Raw genomic sequence first — 17,249 nt, 5'->3', positions numbered from 1 at the left:
GCGGAGTCAATATTTCGTATACGGTCACTTCTAAGAGAGAGGAACGTGAGGATGGTTGGACAGCGTAAATGGAACCGTCGGATTGCCGCATTCGTATTCTTGCTTCCGGCGCTGATCGGCTTAGCGGCGTTCCAGCTTTTGCCGATGGCGTCATCCGTAATCATCAGCTTCTCCGATTGGGATTTACTAAGCAAATGGACGCAGATTCATTTCATCGGCTGGGATAACTACGCGGATGTTTTCAAGGATGACAAGTCCTACACTTCTATTAAGAACATATTTATATTCCTGATTGGTTACATGCCTTTCATTACGGTGCTAGGTACTTTCTTCGCCGTTCTGCTGAACCGGAATATTCGCGGCATCAAGTTTTATCGCGCGGCCGTATTCGTGCCGGTGATTACGTCATGGGTTGCCGTCTCGATCGTTTGGCGGTGGCTGCTGAATGGGCAAAGCGGGCTAGTTAATTATTTATTGTCGTTGGTCGGAATACAAGGTCCGATCTGGTTACAGGATGACTTCTGGGCTATGGTGGCCATTATTGCCGTAACGGTCTGGAAAGACATAGGGTTCGTCTCCATTATCCTGCTCGCAGGCTTGCAAGATATTTCGGATGATTATTACGAGGCAGCGGATCTGGATGGAGCGTCAGCCTGGCGCAAATTATGGCAAATTACGATTCCTTTGCTTTCGCCGACGTTGTTTTTTGTCGTTACGATATCTCTAATCAATTCCTTCCAACTGTTTGACCAGGTACTGATCATGACGAATGGCGGTCCGGCCGGAGCAACCAGCACGATCGTCGAGCAAGTGTATCGCAACGCTTTTCAATTCAACAAGATGGGTTTTGCCGCTGCTCAGTCCTGGGTGCTCTTCGTGATCATTTTCTCCGTGACGATGGTTATGCAGTGGCTTCAACGGAGGTGGGTTGTCTATGAGAGGTAGAGCATGGATGATTAAGAACGGCATGATTCATTTGTTCCTGCTTGCAGCCTCGGTTACACTCCTTTTTCCATTCGTATGGATGGTGTCCGGCGGGTTCAAGGATAGCTTGGAAGTGGTTAAGATGCCTCCGCAGCTTTTGCCGTCCCATTGGAATTTCGATAACTTTAGGCAGATCGAGCAATTCTTCCCTTTATACCGGTTTCTGCTGAACAGCGTCGGCGTCGCAGTCGCGACTACGGTTCTTCAACTGCTCGTCTGCGCAATGGCGGCGTATGTCTTCGCAAAAATCGCGTTCAAAGGCAATCAAGCCGTATTTATGTTATTCCTGACAACGATGATGATTCCGGCTCAAGTGACGATGGTGCCGCTCTTTATCTTATTTGCGCAAACGAACTTGATCGACACCTACGCGGGCCTTATTTTACCTGGGATTTTCAGCGCATACGGAATATTCCTGCTGCGTCAGAACATCATGACGATTCCGAACGAGCTTCTCGAGGCCGCGTTTATGGACGGAGCTTCCTATTACCGGGTATTTGGCAGCGTCATTCTGCCTCTTATTAAACCGACGCTTGCCGCTTTGACTATATTCGCATTTATGAGCTCTTGGAACAGTTTTCTATGGCCGCTCATCGTGACCAACAGTAAGGAGCTCATGACTTTACCGCTAGGTCTTAGCAAGCTTCAAGGGAAGTGGTCGACGGAGTGGAACCTTCTGATGGCAGGCAACGTCATCAGCTTCTTGCCGATATTCGGAGTATACCTTTTCGCCCAGCGCTACTTCATCAAAGGAATGACCATGACAGGAATCAAGTAAAACGGAGGAATGGATATGAAAGAAATACGGTTAGGATTAATAGGTCTAGGCGGCATGGCTGCGGTTCATGCGGAGCAAATCGAGCAAATTACGGGAGCGGCTATTACGGCCGTCTGCGATCGCGATAGCGTTAAAGTATCGGAATGGGCTGGCAAGCTGGGAATCGACGAGAGCTCGCGTTATGCGGAACCCGAGAATTTGATCAAAGATCCTAATGTCGACGCGGTTCTCTCCATTACTCCGAATAACGTCCATTATGAAATCATTCGCTTATGCCTGCTCCACGGTAAGCCGATCATGACGGAGAAACCATTTACCCGGACCTTCGAAGAGGCGGAAGCGCTGCTTGAGCTTTCCTCGAAGCATCCGTCTACCTGCATGGTCGGATTCTCCTACCGGTACACTCCGTCCTTCCGTATGGCCAGGGAAATGATCAAAGACGGTCGAATCGGAACCGTATGCCATGTTTTCTTCCAATACTTGCAACAGTGGGGCGGGCCTTTGTTCAAAACCCCCATGAATTGGCGCATGGATAAGTCGGTGACCGGCACGGGAACTCTGGGAGATCTGGGCTCGCATATGTTGGACGCCGCTCGTTTCTTGATCGGGGAACCGGTGGAAATATCCTCGATGATGAGCTCGTTAATTACGCAACGGGCAGACCCCGTTACGGGAAACCCGGTAGTCGTGGATATTGACGATTTTGCGGCTTTCGTTGCGGTATTGGATCAAGGAATTCCGGCTGTCTTCCAAACTTCCCGCAACGCGTTCGGCAGTCAGAATCAATTCGAGATTTCCGTTTACGGAGATACAGGCTCTCTGCGTATGGGATGGGAATACGGAAATACGTTGCACTATGTTCACCAGAACGCAGAGGGCAATCCGGTTCATGAGGAACTTTCGGTACCCGAGCAATACCATCTCAAGCAAATGCAGGATTTCGTCGATTTAGTCAGGGGTACCGTGCGAGAAGAAACGGCGACGCTGCGCGACGGCTACTTGAACCAACGCGCGTTGGAAGCCGTGGCGCAAGCCGATATGGAGAAAAGAACCGTTGCAGTTGCCGAGATCGGCAAGAAACTGCTGGAAACGCAAGAGGTGAACAAATGAGCGGGACAACAAACCTAAGAGTGACGATATGGAACGAGTTCCGCCATGAACGCAATAACCCGGAAGTGACCAAGGTATACCCGGATGGGATACACGCAGCTTTGAAAAACGGACTTATGCCGTTTGGTTTCGATATCGGCACGGCAACATTGGATGAGCCGCAGCATGGTTTGACCGAGGCTGTTCTGAACGAAACCGACGTTCTCGTCTGGTGGGGGCATCAAGCCCACGACGAGGTCGACGATGGAATCGTACAGCGGGTACAGGAGCGCGTGCTGCAGGGGATGGGATTGATCGTTCTGCATTCGGGGCACTATTCTAAAATATTCAAAAAGCTCTTAGGTACGTCTTGCGCGCTGAAATGGCGGGAAGCGGACGAGAAAGAAAGACTATGGGTCGTGAAGCCGGCTCACCCGATCGTGGCTGGAATACCGGAATATATCGAGCTGGAAAAGGAAGAAATGTACGGTGAATTCTTCGACATTCCCGATCCGGACGAGCTTGTGTTAGTCAGTTGGTTCGAAGGCGGAGAGGTCTTCCGCAGCGGGGTTACCTTCAGCAGGGGCCAGGGAAAAATCTTCTACTTCCGGCCGGGGCACGAAACGTACCCGACTTATTACCGGGAACCCATCCTTCGAATCATTGCGAACGCGGTGAAGTGGGCAGGCAGCGAACGGGGAGCAAATCCTTTCTATGGCAATGCGAAGCCTCTTGAAGTTATCGCGGCAACAAAAAAGTAGGCTTGCGGCAACCGAGCCGCAAGCCTCAAGATATATTATTGAAAAGGGGGGTCATGTATGTATTGTAACCCCCCTATATGAAGAGAAGATGAAGGGGATATTACGGTTCCGTTACAATCGAGAAAGCGTTGTCATAAGCCGATAGAGTCATTCGGATCCAATAGGTTAGGAAGATCTTGAGATAAAAAAAAGGAGGCTTGCGGCATCGGGCCGCAAGCCTCAAGGTTTATATTTCAAAGGGGGGTCATGTATGTATCTTAACCTTTGAACATGAAGAGAAGATGAAAGAGATATTACGATCTCATTACAAGTTTTTAAACATCTTCCTGTTGTTTCTCTCTCATTCGGGTCATTTGCTGCCAGACGGAACCGGCGGCTTCTTCGCCGCGCTCGATTCTGGCAACCGCCATCTCGGCCTGGAGCTTGACCTCGAATTCGGCTTCGCTGGCCGCTGACTTCCTTAGGGCTTCCAAAGCCGAATCGTCTCCCGCCTCATAGAGAAACCGCGCTGCCCGCCAACGGACGAGCTTGTTGGAGTCTTCAAGCGCTTCAACCATCGGCTGGATCGCGGCAGGGTCGCCGATATCGGATAACGTATCACCGGCAGTCCGGCGGACGGATCCCGAGGTGTCTTTAAGCGCTGTAAACAAATGCGGCATCGCTTCCGGAGTGCGCAAATCGCCTAGATAGACGACGGCAAGTCGCCTTACGGACATCTGGCTATCCTTTAACGCCTTATCCAACACCGGCAAATCATCGGCAATGGGCTTTAACCGCTCCAGAGCCGCATACCTTTCTCGCCAATCCTGGGAATCCAGCGCCCGCAGCACCTCATCTCCCGTTAATGGAGCGGGAGGAGCAGGCAGCGCGCCCTCGGGCCCGGCTGCTTTGGCATGCTCAACCAAATCCTTAAGCCGCGCCTCTGAATACGCGGCTTCTAATTCCCGCTGCACCTCGTCCAGAATGTCCTTCGGTTCGCCGTATCGCACCCCCAGATCCTCGAGCATGCGCTCGCGGATCATCGTAGATCCCGCGGCCTCCGACACGGCCTGGTTAAACCGCGCCGGCATGGCCGCGCGAAACTCTTGTCCGCCGCTCCGTACGCGGATCTGCATCGGGATGCCGCGGAACATTTGCACGCGGACGCCCGCTTCTCCGAAACCTGCGGCTTCCTCGGCGCCAGCGGTAAGCGAACCGCTTCCCGCGATGCCAAAGGCTTCCCTTACTCCGTCCAGTATGGTAGCCCAGTCCGAGTTACCTCTGCGGTCGAGCGCGAGGAAATCGGACGTATGAAAGATCGACTTAACTCCCGGAACTTCCAACAGCTTCGCAATGAGCGGAGGAGCTGCGGTTAAACCGTCTTTGCCGCCGTAATTAAGCTGAACGCCCGCCTCTAGCTTGACGTCCACGTTCAGCTTCATCGTATTTGGACTTGGGGTCGGTTCAATGGACAATAGCTTCATGGAATACCCCTCGCTTTCCTTCGTTTAACTCCACAATACCGCAACTGGCGCCGATTTGCCAAAAACGAGCTTCGCCCTCACTTTAAAATTACCTAAATTCCAGCAGAAAAAGGAAACCATTACCTTTTTGCGGCGTTATATCATTATCATCGATTGTGCCTATTACAGGCATACCATGGATGAATGTTAGCCCTATGAGAGGATGAATGAGATGTCTATTTCTCCACAACGGCGCCGATCTGTCCGTAACTATCGCGCGAATGCCGTTGGAACGCTGGCTGCTGCAGTATTATTCGTATTTTTAACCGTTCCGATTGCGGGGGCGGAAAGCGCTGGCATGTCATCCAGCGCAACAAGCGCCGCGGAGCCGATGCAGAACTCCTCGTCCGGTATCATCGATCCTTCCCGAGTGAAAATTACCGAAGAGCAAGCGGCCGCGAAAGTCAGGGAGTTATTCCCGGTATTAAAGGATGCGCAAATGAGCGATACGCGGCTGATCGAAGGCAATGAGTCGGGTCAAATGGGTAATAACGACCCGGTATGGCAAATCTCGTGGACGGTTCAAAGAGGGAACCACTCAAGCGGATTTTCCAGCGATGTAAGCGCGGTAACAGGTGACTTGCTCCAAATGGGTATACCGAGCGACATATTTTCCGAGCCTTCCTTCTACCCGCCGAAGGTGAGCAAGCAGCAGGCGCTGGAGCTCGCTCGCAAGTTTATCGGGAAAGCCGTGCCGTCCCTTCAGTCGCAGACGCTGCAGGAAACCAAGTTTAAATATGGGCTGACGGTCACACCTTTATTCGGTCCGATCGTATATTCGCTTTCCTTCCAGGCTTCGCATGACGGGGTGAAGATTCAAGGGCAATCCATTCAAGTCAACATAAGCGGGAACGGAACCGTCACGAATTTTTATTATGCAGGTTCAGGTCTTTCCTTTCCTCCGTCCAAACCCAAGCTGACCCTTACGGAAGCGGCAAAACAGTGGGAGCAAGATCTGAAGCTAACGCTTGCTTACGTTCCGGCGGATTACCAATGGAATCGCGTCCCGGAGAAATGGAGTCTGGCTTACGTTCCGGAAATCCCGTTGAATGTGCTTGATGCCCAAACCGGACAGTGGACGGATGGATTGAATCAAAAGTTGGATATAAGCAAGCCTTATACGTATGTCGCTCTTGCGGCAACTGGCGAGCCTTACAAATCGCACCCAGTCACGGCAGAGGAGGCGATTAAATCGATTTCGACGATCGCCGATATTCCGGAAACGTATAAGGTTCAAAGCAAGCAATTAAACAAAGGACGCAATGGAGAGCATGACACCTGGCATTTGCGATGGGGCAAAGATAACAATAGCTTCTATGATGGACGCAGCGCGCAGGTGGATGCGGAAACGGGTGTACTGTTATCTTTCTACGTAGATCGTTGGGGTCCCGGCGCGAACGAAGAAGCGGCGGAAAAACCGGCACTTCCGAAAGAAAAAGCGGTTCAGATCGCCGATGCATGGATCCTCGGCCACGTTCCGGATGGAGCCAGCTACAGGCGGCTGGACACGTCCGCAGATGCGGCTATCCAGGATTCGAGCGACGTGACGCTTACCTATCAATTGTTTTATCGCGATTTAATGGTACAGACCCGCAACATATCGTTGACGTTAAACCATGAGGGACGCTTGGTGGGGATGAACTCATCGCTCGGAATGGGATCGACAGAGCAGCTTGACCTGTTAAAAGCGACGCTGAAGCCGGAGGAAGCGAAGAGCAAGATGCTATCGTCCACGCAGATGGATTTAGTTTATGTCAGATCCGGGGGCTATTCGCTTTCACCTTCGGGCAAACCTATTCCCGTAACGATGACGCTAGCGTACGTTCCTATCGATCGGGAATACGGAGAACCGTTCTATCGGATGGTGGACGCAATCAGCGGCAAGATGGTTTCTCTATACGGAAATCTCCAAGGAGCAGGGACATCCGCCGAACCGACGGATATCCAGTCCCATTGGGCCCGAACGGCGCTTCAGACTGCAATCGAGCATGGAGTACTGGTGCCGGATGCAGAAGGCAAGGTTCATCCGAACAAAAAGATCACGACGGGAGATCTCATACGGATGGTTGCGTTGGCTTCAAGCCCGTATGTCGAAAATCCGAATTACAATTATTACGGCGCAGCGGCAGAGAAGCTCTACGCCGATGTCGATGAGAAATCGCCATATTATCGCTCGGTCAATTATTGGATAGGAACAGGCTGGCTAAAGGCCGATGGCAACGAGAAGCTTCATCCCGAAGCAGAAATAACGCGCGATCTGTTAGCGGGGTATTTAGCGAAGATAACGGGATACGAAAAGCTTTCGGTGCGCCTGGGTACGGCCGCTTCAGTAAGCGGACTGAAGGATTCGAAGGCCATCGTTAATCCGGGAGCGGTCGAATTGGCGCTAAGGTTAGGGTTAATGAACGCGAAGGAAGGCAGCTTCCGCCCTCAAGGTAATGTAACGGTCGCGGACGCTGCAACGATTTTGTACCGATTGGCCCGAATCCAAGGCGAGCTTGACCGACCGTTATCGAGATAAGCAGAATGAAGCCCTTCAGATCCGTTTCGGGTTTGAAGGGTTTTCATTTTTGACAGATCCCAGAGGAGTCACGAAATGGAGTTAGCTCTGCCCGCAGCAGTCGAATCGAGCTGAAGGCCAAAAAAGTGCCTTGTATCGCTCCCTAAAAAAAGGAGACCTAAGTAGTAACCGAAATCCTACCAACTCATCCATGCGCATGCGATACAATCGTCTAAAGGGCGGCGAAGCTGGTTTTTTCATGGGTTTATCGCTGCATAAATAGGTTAAGAAAGAGGGATACCCCTTTTTTTCTTCGCCTACTTGGTACAATTCGGCGTTTCCTGATATAGTATACATGAACACATCATCGGAGGGATTTCATGCTTAGAAGACGCTTCGGCAACTTGGATTCCGTAGGTGCTGGCAAAGCATCCAAGGATCAATTCGACCGTTGGCGTGAGGATCGGTTCCGCAAGCTGCGCAACAAGGGATACGGAGAGTGCGTTCCCAGCGTGGCGCCAGACCTAAGGTTCCTACAGCATAACCGCAGCGAGCCGTCCATAACATGGATTGGGCACTCTACTTTTCTCATACAAATGGCGGGCTTGAACATCGTCACGGATCCCGTATGGGCGCGGAGAATGGCATTTCAAAAGAGGCTGGCACCCCCCGGTATCGAACTATCGGACATGCCGTCCGTAGACGTCGTGCTTATCTCCCATGCCCACTATGACCATTTGCACGTAGGATCTCTTCGCCGGCTTAGAGGCCCCAAGAAAATGATCGTGCCCGCGGGTCTGAGGAAGAAGCTCATGGTAAGGGGTTTTCTTCAATCGAAGGAGCTTCACTGGTGGGAGGATATTTCTTTCCATGGGGTAAAGTTTACTTTCGTTCCCGCACAGCACTGGACCCGCCGCAATCCTTGGGATATGAATACTTCCCACTGGGGCGGCTGGGTGCTGCAGATCGATCACGGACCGACGATTTATTTTGCCGGGGATAGCGGCTACTTCCGCGGGTTTAACGAGATCGGACGGAAGTTCGATATCGACGTGGCCTTGCTTCCCATAGGAGCGTACGATCCCGAATGGTTCATGGCATCGCAGCATGTCAGTCCGGAAGAGGCCTTGCAGGCATTCCTGGACGTGAGAGCGAAATATTTCGTACCCATGCATTACGGCGCGTTTAAGCTGTCCGACGATACTCCCGCGGAAGCCTTGCAGCGATTGGAGACGGCCAGAGTAAAGCTCGGCATCCCGCAAGAGAAGCTATTGCTGCTCCAGCACGGCGAGACGATGCGCTTCGAAAACAGTCATACAGAAACCCTTAAAGCAAAGGATGGATTAGACTCATGATTACCGTATCCGGCGTAAGCCTGCGTTTCGGCAAGCGCCCCCTGTTCGAAGATGTAAATATCAAATTCACCCCCGGCAACTGCTATGGTTTGATCGGAGCTAACGGAGCGGGTAAATCCACGTTCCTTAAGATTCTGTCCGGAGAAGTGGAATCCAGCTCGGGCGAAGTTCATATTACCCCGGGCGAGCGTTTGGCCGTTCTGAAACAAAACCACTACGAGTATGATGAATTCAACGTGCTAGAGACGGTCATCATGGGCCATGAGAAGCTCTATAAGGTTATGAAAGAGAAGGACGCTATTTATCTTAAAGAAGATTTCTCCGACGAAGACGGCATGCGCGCGGGCGAGCTTGAAGCGGAATTCGCGGAAATGAACGGCTGGGAAGCCGAGAGCGAAGCTGCCGGCATGCTGAACGGTCTCGGAATCACGACCGAGCTTCACGACAAGAAAATGTCGGAGCTCAGCGGTAACGAGAAGGTTCGCGTATTGCTCGCGCAAGCTTTGTTCGGAAGCCCTAATATCTTGCTTCTCGATGAGCCTACCAACCACTTGGACCTCGAGTCCATCAATTGGTTGGAAGATTTCCTTTCCCGCTATGAAGGTACCGTTATCGTCGTATCCCATGACAGGCACTTCTTGAACCAAGTTTGTACGCATATCGCGGATATCGATTACGGTAAAATCCAAATGTACGTCGGCAACTACGACTTCTGGTACGAGTCCAGCCAATTGGCCATGAGGCTCATGCGCGATCAGAACAAGAAAAAGGAAGATAAGATTAAAGAGCTGCAAGAGTTCGTTCAGCGGTTCTCCGCCAATAAATCCAAAGCGAAGCAAGCGACCAGCCGTAAGAAGTTGCTCGACAAGATTTCTTTGGACGATATCCGTCCTTCCAACCGCAAATATCCATTCATTAATTTCAAGCCTGAGCGCGAAGTAGGCAAGCAAGTAGTAACGGTAGAGAATCTGACCGCTGCCTTGGAAGGGGAGAAGATTCTTAACGGCGTCAACTTCGTCGTTAACAAAGGCGACAAGATCGCTTTGGTAGGTCCTTACGGCCATGCCAAGACGCTTCTGTTCCAAATTCTCGTAGGAGAAAAGGAGCCTGACGAAGGTTCCGTAACTTGGGGAGTAACCGCGGTTAAGGCTTATTTTCCTAAGGAAAACTCCGCTTACTTCGACGGCGTGGACCTGAACTTGGTCGAATGGCTGCGCCAATACACCAAGGATCCGGACGAATCGTTCATCCGCGGATTCCTTGGCCGGATGTTGTTCTCGGGCGACGAGGCTCTGAAGAAGGGCTCCGTCTTGTCGGGGGGAGAAAAAGTACGCTGCATGCTTTCCCGCATGATGCTTACGAACGGGAACGTGCTGTTGCTTGACGAGCCGACGAACCATTTGGACTTGGAGTCCATTACGGCGCTCAATAACGGGTTGATCGACTTCGACGGTCCGATTATCTTCACGTCCCATGACCATCAGTTCATGCAGACGATCGCCAACCGGATCATCGAGATTACGCCGAACGGCGTCATCGACCGGATGATGACCTTCGACGAATACTTGGAGCACCCGGAAGTTCAGGCGCTTCGGGCACAATTGATTCCGGAGGATATGAGAAAATAAGAATGCGACGCTTGCCGGGAAATCCGGCGAGCGTTTTTTGTATAACCTCCGACATAAACGTATTGTCGCCATCCCTAAGGACGGCGACAGACGTTTATGCTTGCTGGCATGTTTTGGGATTGGGATCTAAGGTTAAACTATTGCGATGGTCGTTGTGCAAAAAGGTTAGAAAATGGGGGACGCGGAATGGATATCTACGGCGATATCAAAAAAGGAGAGAAGGGCGCCTGGATCAGCATCGGGGCCTACCTCGTGCTCTCCTCCTTGAAGCTGGCCGCGGGTTGGCTTTTCGCATCCGAGGCGTTAACGGCAGACGGCTTAAACAATGTGACCGATATCGTGGCGTCGGCTGCCGTGCTCATCGGGCTTCGAATCTCACGCAAGCCGCCGGACCAAGATCATCCTTATGGCCATCTGCGGGCGGAGACGATCGCTGCTCTGTTGGCTTCCTTTATCATGGGGACAGTAGGCCTTCAGGTTCTTATAGCCGCAGTGCGCAATCTATGGAAAGGGGAGTTCACGACACCCGATCTCAATGCGGGATGGGTAGCGCTGGTCGCAGCGGGTTTAATGTATGGAATCTACCTATACAATATCAGACTAGCCAGGCGGATCCACAATCAAGCCCTGCTGGCTGCCGCCCAAGATAATCGATCGGATGCCCTTGTAAGCATCGGCGCGGCGATCGGTATTTTCGGCACGCGTCTAGGTCTCCCCTGGTTAGATGGAGTCGCTGCGATTGCCGTCGGCTGTATCATCCTGAAGACCGCTTGGGATATTTTCATATCGGCGACCCATACGCTAACTGACGGGTTTGACGTACAGCAGCTCATGAGCCTGCGGACTACGGTCGAAAAGACGAAAGGCGTTAAAGCTATTAAAGACATTCGGGCAAGGATTCACGGGAGCACCGTGCTAGTGGATGTCGTCATCGTAGTGAATCCGTCCATCTCCTTGGTGGAAAGCCATGAAATATGCGACACCATAGAGCGAAGAATGAAGCGGAAGCATGACATCGAGACTGTGCATGTTCATGTAGAGCCTGATGATTCTACGGCGCAATAGGCGGAATAGGCGGAATATCTGCTAAATCAGCAATACCTGCGTGGTAATTACTCCCTGCCCCTGCCCATTTCCCCTCTTGTTTCCCCTTGACCTGCGGGGCTTCCCGTTCTCCGTACCTAGACGAATATGGAACTCTTTTCCCATGAAGGATATTCGGTCTGAGAATGACGACTCATGGAAGGATCCCCAAGTCCCCCTATAATGGACAAGTAGGAGCGCTTTTTGCTACCTAAAATGGATTCCATAGGAGGACGAAACGGTTGAAAAAAGGCATCATCCTATTCATCGCGTCGGTATTGTTGTTCGTATCCATTCCTGCCTTTGCGGCAGCGCAGCAAGGAACAACTGCGGTAGTCGTATCATCGGTTAGCTTTAGAAGCGGTCCTAGCACGTCGTCGAACGTCATGAAGTATTTGAAAGCGGGAGAAACGGTTTCCGTGCTGGAAAAGACCAATTCCTATTGGCTTAAAGTACAGGACGGCAAAGGCATCGTCGGCTACGTTTCCTCTAATTCTAAATATATCAGTTATAAAGAGCCCGAACAGGGCCAGGCGGGTACAAACGCGATCGTCGTATCGTCGGTATCCTTCCGCAACGCGCCTTCTACGAACGGAGCGCTCATCCGTTATCTCCAAAGGGACGAGCGGATCACGATAACGAGCGTTGTAAACTCCTATTGGTATGCGGTTAAGGATGCTTCGGGAGCTACCGGATACGTGAGCAGTTCTACGCAATACGTTAAGCTGACAGCATCTCTTCCGCAGAAGCCGGCTCCAACTCCGGCACCAACGCCGACGCCGAGCCAGCAGGTCGAGAAAGTGATAGCGGCAGGGCTTAAATATCTGGGCACTCCCTATGAATTTGGTTCAAACCGCAACACGACGACGACATTCGATTGCTCGGATTTCGTGCGCCAGGCTTTCAAGGATGCATTGAACGTCACTCTTCCCGCGAGCTCGCGCACGCAAGGCGCCTATGTACGAGACAAGAGCCCGGTTACTACGGACTGGCATTCGCTAAAGCGTGGAGATTTGATGTTCTTCATGGATTATAAAGGCACGAAAGCATCCAGCTATGCGGGCAAACGTCCTTTCGAAGAGAGAATCTCGCATGTGGCCATCTATTTGGGCGACGGTAAGGTGCTGCAAACTTATTCCGTTGCATCCGGCGGAGTTCGGACCGACAGTATTGTCGGCAAGCATTGGGAGCACCGGTTCTTGTTTGGCGGCAGCGCGTTGTAAATTCCATAACTAAAAAAGAGTTCGGGTACCGCATGTCGCGGCGCTCGAACTCTTTTTTCATAAATTAAACTATTCCATCAATGCCAGTACAGCCTCGGAGCACTTGGCCGGGTGATATTCCGCATTGCGTAGAGCGAGAAGACTATCCCGGTGCTGATAGGCCGCGTACGGCTCTTGGATCAAACGGAACCACCGGTCTATCGTTTCGCTGTTCTTCATCAATTCCCCAAAGCCATGGGTGACGAAATATTCGGCATTCTCTTCCTCTTGACCCGGGATGGGCTCGTAGAAGAGCATCGGAATTCCTTTGGACATGCCTTCCGTGCAGGTCATTCCGCCCGGTTTGGTGACGAGCAAATCCGAGACGTCCATCAGCTTGCTGATTTCCTTCGTAAATCCAAGCACATGTACGTTCTTATGCTGGAATCGCGAATCGGAGAGCAGCTTCTCCTTGGCTTTCTCGTTGTTGCCCATGCACAAGATAAGCTGAACGCGATCCGTATAGGCGGCCATATACTCCACGAGCTCTTCTCCGTATAGCAATCCCCAGCCTCCGCCCATAATGAGGACAGTAGGCATGTCCTTCAGCTTGAATTGCGATAGGATTTCGGCCCTGTCATGAGGGTGCCAGAAGTTCGGATGAACGGGAATGCCGGTTACTTCGATCGACGTAGGTGGAACGCCGCGTGCGATTAGTTTATTCCGAACGGCAGGGGTGCTTACCAGGTAGGTGTTAACCTCCGGATTGGTCCAAGACGCGTGGGCATCGTAGTCCGTTATTAGCGTATACAAAGGAACATCCAACCCAAGCCTTTTCAACCGACTTACGACGGCATTGGGTACAGGGTGGGTGCAGACGATGGAATCCGGCTTCAATTGACGGACGACGTCCGCGACTTGATTGTAAAATAACCGGTGCAAGGCGAATTGCGTCATTCGGTTTAATGATTTATGATAGCCGCTTCGGTACATTCTCCCGACCAGCTTGGGCTGTTTGCTCACGGTCTTGCGATAGGCGGACAGTATCAAAGGGCCTATGATGGGATTCAGAAAGGTGCCCAACTCAATGACGCGCGTCTGGATACGCGGCGATAGCTGGCGCAATCCAACCGAGAGCGCATAAGCGGCTTGCGTATGTCCGGTACCGAAACCTTCGGAAAGCAGCAGAACTCGTTTTTTACGCATAGAAATAATCCTCCACTTTACCTATTACCATATTACGCTGAAGAGGGGCGCGGAACAAGTGGTACAATAAGAAGAAACTAGCCAAAGGAGGAATTGATTACAATGAATGAAACAAGCGGAATCCCGGAAATTGTGAAAATATCTTATAAAACAGGGGATTATGTCGGCGAAGCGTTCGAACGGGACGATCGGCGGGTGCTGGTGAAGGTGCTGGCGGTGCTTCAGCATCCAACCCAGGGAGACCTGCATAGCTCCTATGACCCGGATGCAGCCATGTTTCATGAACGCCGTGCGCTCTCCTATACCGAGAAGGTATGGGTGCCGATTCAAACAGTGCAGCCTTACACGGGCGCGATTCCCGACTATCGGGAGTCGTTGCAGACCGCGCTTGGCATCGAGATGGAGCGTATCGACCGCTTGAAGCGTTGGTCGGAGCGCAGCTTGGAGAACTTGGAAAGTCTGCGCAAGGACTATGGCATGTGAGGGTAGAACTTAAGTCACGGTTTTCGGACAAAATTCAACATTGCGATCGCACCCCTTAGTCTTGCGGAACTAAGGGGTGCTTATTTTGCGTGAGAATCATGAGAATTTCCAAAATTATCTTCAACATTCTCCGGTTGAAACCGTTATATAGGTAGAGCGTTAAATAGAAAAAGCAGCTATGGAGGATCGCCTTACAAATGAGAATGTGGAACAAAACAGAGAAAAACCAGACCGCGTCGTCCCGTCCCAGCAACTTTTATAATCGAATTCTCTCGATGTTCCTTGTGTTTGCCATTGTGGGCAGTTCGTTCGCCGGAGCAGCTTCAGCGGCGGAGGAAACCGTGAACGATGTTTACCTCACGCCCGATACCCAGAGCGGGAAATTATACGTAGAAGATAATTCCATCATCTTAACGGCTTATGCCAATATTTCCGGCGTATCTGCTGCCAGAAACGTCACGGAGGACGCGACTTGGTCCTCGACTTCGACCTCGGTTAAGGTCGTCAAAGGCGTCGTCACCGCCACCGGGGCCGTATCTTCGGCTACGATCACGGCGAAATACAAGGACAAGTCGGATACCTTCCTCGTCGTTTCCGAGTACTACTACGAAGATGTGAAATTAAAGACGGCAACGGGCGATGCGCCGGACAAGCAAGATATCAATCTAGGTTCTGAGCTTAAGCTGACGGCATGGGGAACCAAGGGATCTTCCGTGAATGACGACATCACGGCTGCGGCGCAATGGACGACCTCGAACTCGGCTGTCGCAACGGTGAGCAGCGGCACGGTTACGTTGCTGACTGCGGGTACGGTTACGATTACAGTCAAGTCCAAAGGGAAATCGGATTCTATCGCTTTAACCGTAGAGTCGCCGTACTCCTCGATCGATATTTTAGATAGCGATAGTAAGATTATCGAAGGTCCGATCGATATGAACGTGGGTGCTGATAAAACCCTCAAGGCCCAAGCGACTCAGAAAGTCGGAGGAACTGTTCCGCTAGACGAGACGGACATTTGGTCGACCAGTAATGCAGCGATCGTTAAAGTGGAGGGGAACAAGCTGACGGCTGTCGGAGCGGGTACGGCTATCGTCTCCGCTAAGCGTTATGGCGTAACCGATTCCGTAACCGTCATCGTGAGGACGGAATACGAGGCGCTGAGAGTCACTCCGGATAAGCCGATTTATTTAACCCTTTACGGAACCGGAGTTGAGCTGAAGGCGGAGGCTTTAAAAGGGGTCGACGAGCCTGATCTCGTTACCGACGAAGCCGTGTGGAAAATTTCCGATGCGGACCAAGCGGTTGCCGCCATTTCAACGAAAATCGACGGAACGGTCTGGATAAATCCTAAAGGCGTCGGAACGGCCAAAATCAATGTCTCTCATAAAGGCTTATCCAAGGATATTTCCGTTACGGTATTTCCGACGATTACTACGGTCGAAATCTCCAAGGATTCGCTTGATGTTTTCTTAGAAGATACAGCCACTCTTCCGGCTGTTTCAGGCAAGACAGTAACAGGCGATTCAAAAGATATCGGCAAATTAGTGGAATGGTCTTCAAGCGAAGACGATGTCGTCGCGATCGAAGACGGCAAATGGAAAGCTCTCGCGAGCGGAACCGTTACTCTAACCGCGCAGATTAAAGCGTCGGACGAAACGATCATCAAAGATACATTAACGATTAACGTTCATAAAAAAATCCTGACTTTGGTCCCTTCCGCGGATACGATCAGCGTCGTCATCGGCAAGGAAGTCGATTTGCCTAAGATACAGCTTATTTATGAAGACGGGGAAGAAGAAACGATCTCCGATAAAATAACCTGGAAATCCTCCACGCCGAACTTGCTTGTCAAGGCAACGACAATGAAAGGCTTGCTCCCGGCAACCGCGACATTAACCGGAACGTACTTGAACAAAACGGTGAAAATCAAAGTGACGGTGGAAGAGGAGTTCGCATCCTTCATCATCGCTCCGACCAAAGTGAGCGTAACCTTGAAAAAGTCGCAAACGATCAAAGTAACCGGGATTACGAAGAGTGGCAAAAAAGTAACACTCGGCTCTCGCATCGATTGGAGTGCGTCGAGCGATGAACACCTGACGATTAAAGGAGCTTCGGTTAAGGGGTTAGCAGAGGGCAGCGGCAAGCTTACTGCAACCGTTCAAGGCAAAAACCTCGAGATTCCTTACGTAGTTACAGCCAAGCTGTCCAAGCTTACGGCTTCCGCAACCTCGATTAAGCCAGCAATCGGCGATCAAGCAAGCATCGTGCTTACCGCGCTTTACGAGAACGGCAAGACGGCTAACGTCACGGCTTTAGCGGTATGGACAACCTCCAAGGCAACGGTTGCTACCGTAACCGACGGCAGCATCAAGGTCATCGGCAAAGGCAGCGCATCCATCAAAGGCACGTTCGGAGGTAAATCCGTTACGATTCGCGTTTCGGTGAAGTAAGAGGGGGAAATCGTGCAAATGATGGAACAAAGCGTTCAGCCTCATCTTGGCGGCAACCTCGATATTAAAGATTAAGTCAATGCAAAAAGGGCTCCCGAGACGGCAATGTCATTAAGTTAAGCTCAAAGACAAGACCTGGAATTAAAATGAAATCCGAAACGGCATGGGGAAAAGCCCTGTGTCGTTTGTTTTTTTGGTCCAAGCAAGGAATAAGCGTACAGCAAACAA

The 17,249-nt window shown here is 51.4% G+C and carries 14 protein-coding genes; 12 read left to right on the top strand and 2 right to left on the bottom strand.

What is annotated here, in order from left to right:
• The first annotated feature begins 51 nt into the window (after nt 1-51).
• From E2980_RS05120 to E2980_RS05105, 4 genes are read left to right on the top strand one after another with little or no spacing between them, the layout of a single operon-like run.
• Nucleotides 52-945, top strand: coding sequence for a carbohydrate ABC transporter permease (locus E2980_RS05120; RefSeq protein WP_135151072.1), 894 nt, complete (start codon nt 52-54; stop codon nt 943-945).
• Nucleotides 935-1,762: a carbohydrate ABC transporter permease gene (locus E2980_RS05115; protein ID WP_205699921.1), complete on the top strand. Its 828-nt coding sequence runs from the start codon at nt 935-937 to the stop codon at nt 1,760-1,762. Before E2980_RS05120 ends, E2980_RS05115 begins: the two co-directional genes overlap by 11 nt.
• Before the next feature lie 15 nt (nt 1,763-1,777).
• Nucleotides 1,778-2,872 carry a Gfo/Idh/MocA family protein gene (locus E2980_RS05110; RefSeq protein ID WP_167746980.1) on the top strand — a complete coding sequence of 365 codons (1,095 nt, stop codon included), beginning with the start codon at nt 1,778-1,780 and terminating at the stop codon, nt 2,870-2,872.
• A complete protein-coding gene (locus E2980_RS05105; RefSeq protein WP_135151070.1) occupies nt 2,869-3,612 on the top strand; it encodes a ThuA domain-containing protein in 744 nt (247 codons plus the stop codon). The genes E2980_RS05110 and E2980_RS05105 overlap by 4 nt, the downstream gene beginning before the upstream one ends.
• A gap of 314 nt (nt 3,613-3,926) precedes the next feature.
• On the opposite strand, the gene E2980_RS05100 is transcribed toward E2980_RS05105, so the two are convergent.
• Nucleotides 3,927-5,075, bottom strand: coding sequence for a virulence factor (locus tag E2980_RS05100; RefSeq protein WP_135151069.1), 1,149 nt, complete (start codon nt 5,073-5,075; stop codon nt 3,927-3,929).
• Between the two features lie 211 nt (nt 5,076-5,286).
• Between E2980_RS05100 and E2980_RS05095 the strand changes: the two genes are divergently transcribed.
• From E2980_RS05095 to E2980_RS05075, 5 genes are all read left to right on the top strand, one after another.
• Entirely contained in the window at nt 5,287-7,635 is a 2,349-nt protein-coding gene (locus E2980_RS05095; RefSeq protein WP_167746979.1) for an S-layer homology domain-containing protein, read from the top strand.
• Between the two features lie 359 nt (nt 7,636-7,994).
• Nucleotides 7,995-8,969: an MBL fold metallo-hydrolase gene (locus tag E2980_RS05090; protein WP_135151067.1), complete on the top strand. Its 975-nt coding sequence runs from the start codon at nt 7,995-7,997 to the stop codon at nt 8,967-8,969.
• A complete protein-coding gene (locus E2980_RS05085) occupies nt 8,966-10,597 on the top strand; it encodes an ABC-F family ATP-binding cassette domain-containing protein (protein ID WP_135151066.1) in 1,632 nt (543 codons plus the stop codon). Before E2980_RS05090 ends, E2980_RS05085 begins: the two co-directional genes overlap by 4 nt.
• A 186-nt stretch (nt 10,598-10,783) precedes the next feature.
• Complete coding sequence (locus E2980_RS05080) at nt 10,784-11,662, top strand: cation diffusion facilitator family transporter (RefSeq protein ID WP_135151065.1); 879 nt, start codon at nt 10,784-10,786, stop codon at nt 11,660-11,662.
• A 260-nt stretch (nt 11,663-11,922) separates the two neighbouring features.
• Nucleotides 11,923-12,903, top strand: coding sequence for a C40 family peptidase (locus E2980_RS05075; protein WP_135151064.1), 981 nt, complete (start codon nt 11,923-11,925; stop codon nt 12,901-12,903).
• Nucleotides 12,904-12,972: 69 nt separating this feature from the next.
• Here E2980_RS05075 and E2980_RS05070 read toward each other — a convergent pair whose 3' ends face one another.
• Nucleotides 12,973-14,088 carry an MGDG synthase family glycosyltransferase gene (locus E2980_RS05070; RefSeq protein ID WP_135151063.1) on the bottom strand — a complete coding sequence of 372 codons (1,116 nt, stop codon included), beginning with the start codon at nt 14,086-14,088 and terminating at the stop codon, nt 12,973-12,975.
• A 102-nt stretch (nt 14,089-14,190) separates the two neighbouring features.
• Between E2980_RS05070 and E2980_RS05065 the strand changes: the two genes are divergently transcribed.
• The 3 genes from E2980_RS05065 (at nt 14,191) to E2980_RS24560 (ending at nt 17,096) form a co-directional block, all read left to right on the top strand.
• A complete protein-coding gene (locus E2980_RS05065; protein ID WP_135151062.1) occupies nt 14,191-14,571 on the top strand; it encodes a kinase-associated lipoprotein B in 381 nt (126 codons plus the stop codon).
• A 197-nt stretch (nt 14,572-14,768) separates the two neighbouring features.
• Nucleotides 14,769-17,021: an Ig-like domain-containing protein gene (locus tag E2980_RS24565; protein WP_240702892.1), complete on the top strand. Its 2,253-nt coding sequence runs from the start codon at nt 14,769-14,771 to the stop codon at nt 17,019-17,021.
• A 9-nt stretch (nt 17,022-17,030) separates the two neighbouring features.
• Entirely contained in the window at nt 17,031-17,096 is a 66-nt protein-coding gene (locus E2980_RS24560; protein WP_276322247.1) for a putative motility protein, read from the top strand.
• Nucleotides 17,097-17,249: the final 153 nt, after the last annotated feature.

This window comes from Cohnella luojiensis (assembly GCF_004564235.1).
GTDB lineage: Bacteria > Bacillota > Bacilli > Paenibacillales > Paenibacillaceae > Cohnella > Cohnella luojiensis.
Note: the sequence above shows the minus strand (reverse complement) of the source record. Positions and strands in the feature narration are given on the sequence as shown.

Coding starts and splice junctions, on each gene's coding strand:
- E2980_RS05100 (WP_135151069.1), bottom strand. CDS start 5,075: ATGAAGCTATTGTCCATTGAACCGACCCCAAGTCCAAATACGATGAAG.
- E2980_RS05095 (WP_167746979.1), top strand. CDS start 5,287: ATGTCTATTTCTCCACAACGGCGCCGATCTGTCCGTAACTATCGCGCG.
- E2980_RS05065 (WP_135151062.1), top strand. CDS start 14,191: ATGAATGAAACAAGCGGAATCCCGGAAATTGTGAAAATATCTTATAAA.
- E2980_RS05090 (WP_135151067.1), top strand. CDS start 7,995: ATGCTTAGAAGACGCTTCGGCAACTTGGATTCCGTAGGTGCTGGCAAA.
- E2980_RS05080 (WP_135151065.1), top strand. CDS start 10,784: ATGGATATCTACGGCGATATCAAAAAAGGAGAGAAGGGCGCCTGGATC.
- E2980_RS24565 (WP_240702892.1), top strand. CDS start 14,769: ATGAGAATGTGGAACAAAACAGAGAAAAACCAGACCGCGTCGTCCCGT.
- E2980_RS05085 (WP_135151066.1), top strand. CDS start 8,966: ATGATTACCGTATCCGGCGTAAGCCTGCGTTTCGGCAAGCGCCCCCTG.
- E2980_RS05070 (WP_135151063.1), bottom strand. CDS start 14,088: ATGCGTAAAAAACGAGTTCTGCTGCTTTCCGAAGGTTTCGGTACCGGA.
- E2980_RS05110 (WP_167746980.1), top strand. CDS start 1,778: ATGAAAGAAATACGGTTAGGATTAATAGGTCTAGGCGGCATGGCTGCG.
- E2980_RS05105 (WP_135151070.1), top strand. CDS start 2,869: ATGAGCGGGACAACAAACCTAAGAGTGACGATATGGAACGAGTTCCGC.
- E2980_RS05115 (WP_205699921.1), top strand. CDS start 935: ATGAGAGGTAGAGCATGGATGATTAAGAACGGCATGATTCATTTGTTC.
- E2980_RS05120 (WP_135151072.1), top strand. CDS start 52: ATGGTTGGACAGCGTAAATGGAACCGTCGGATTGCCGCATTCGTATTC.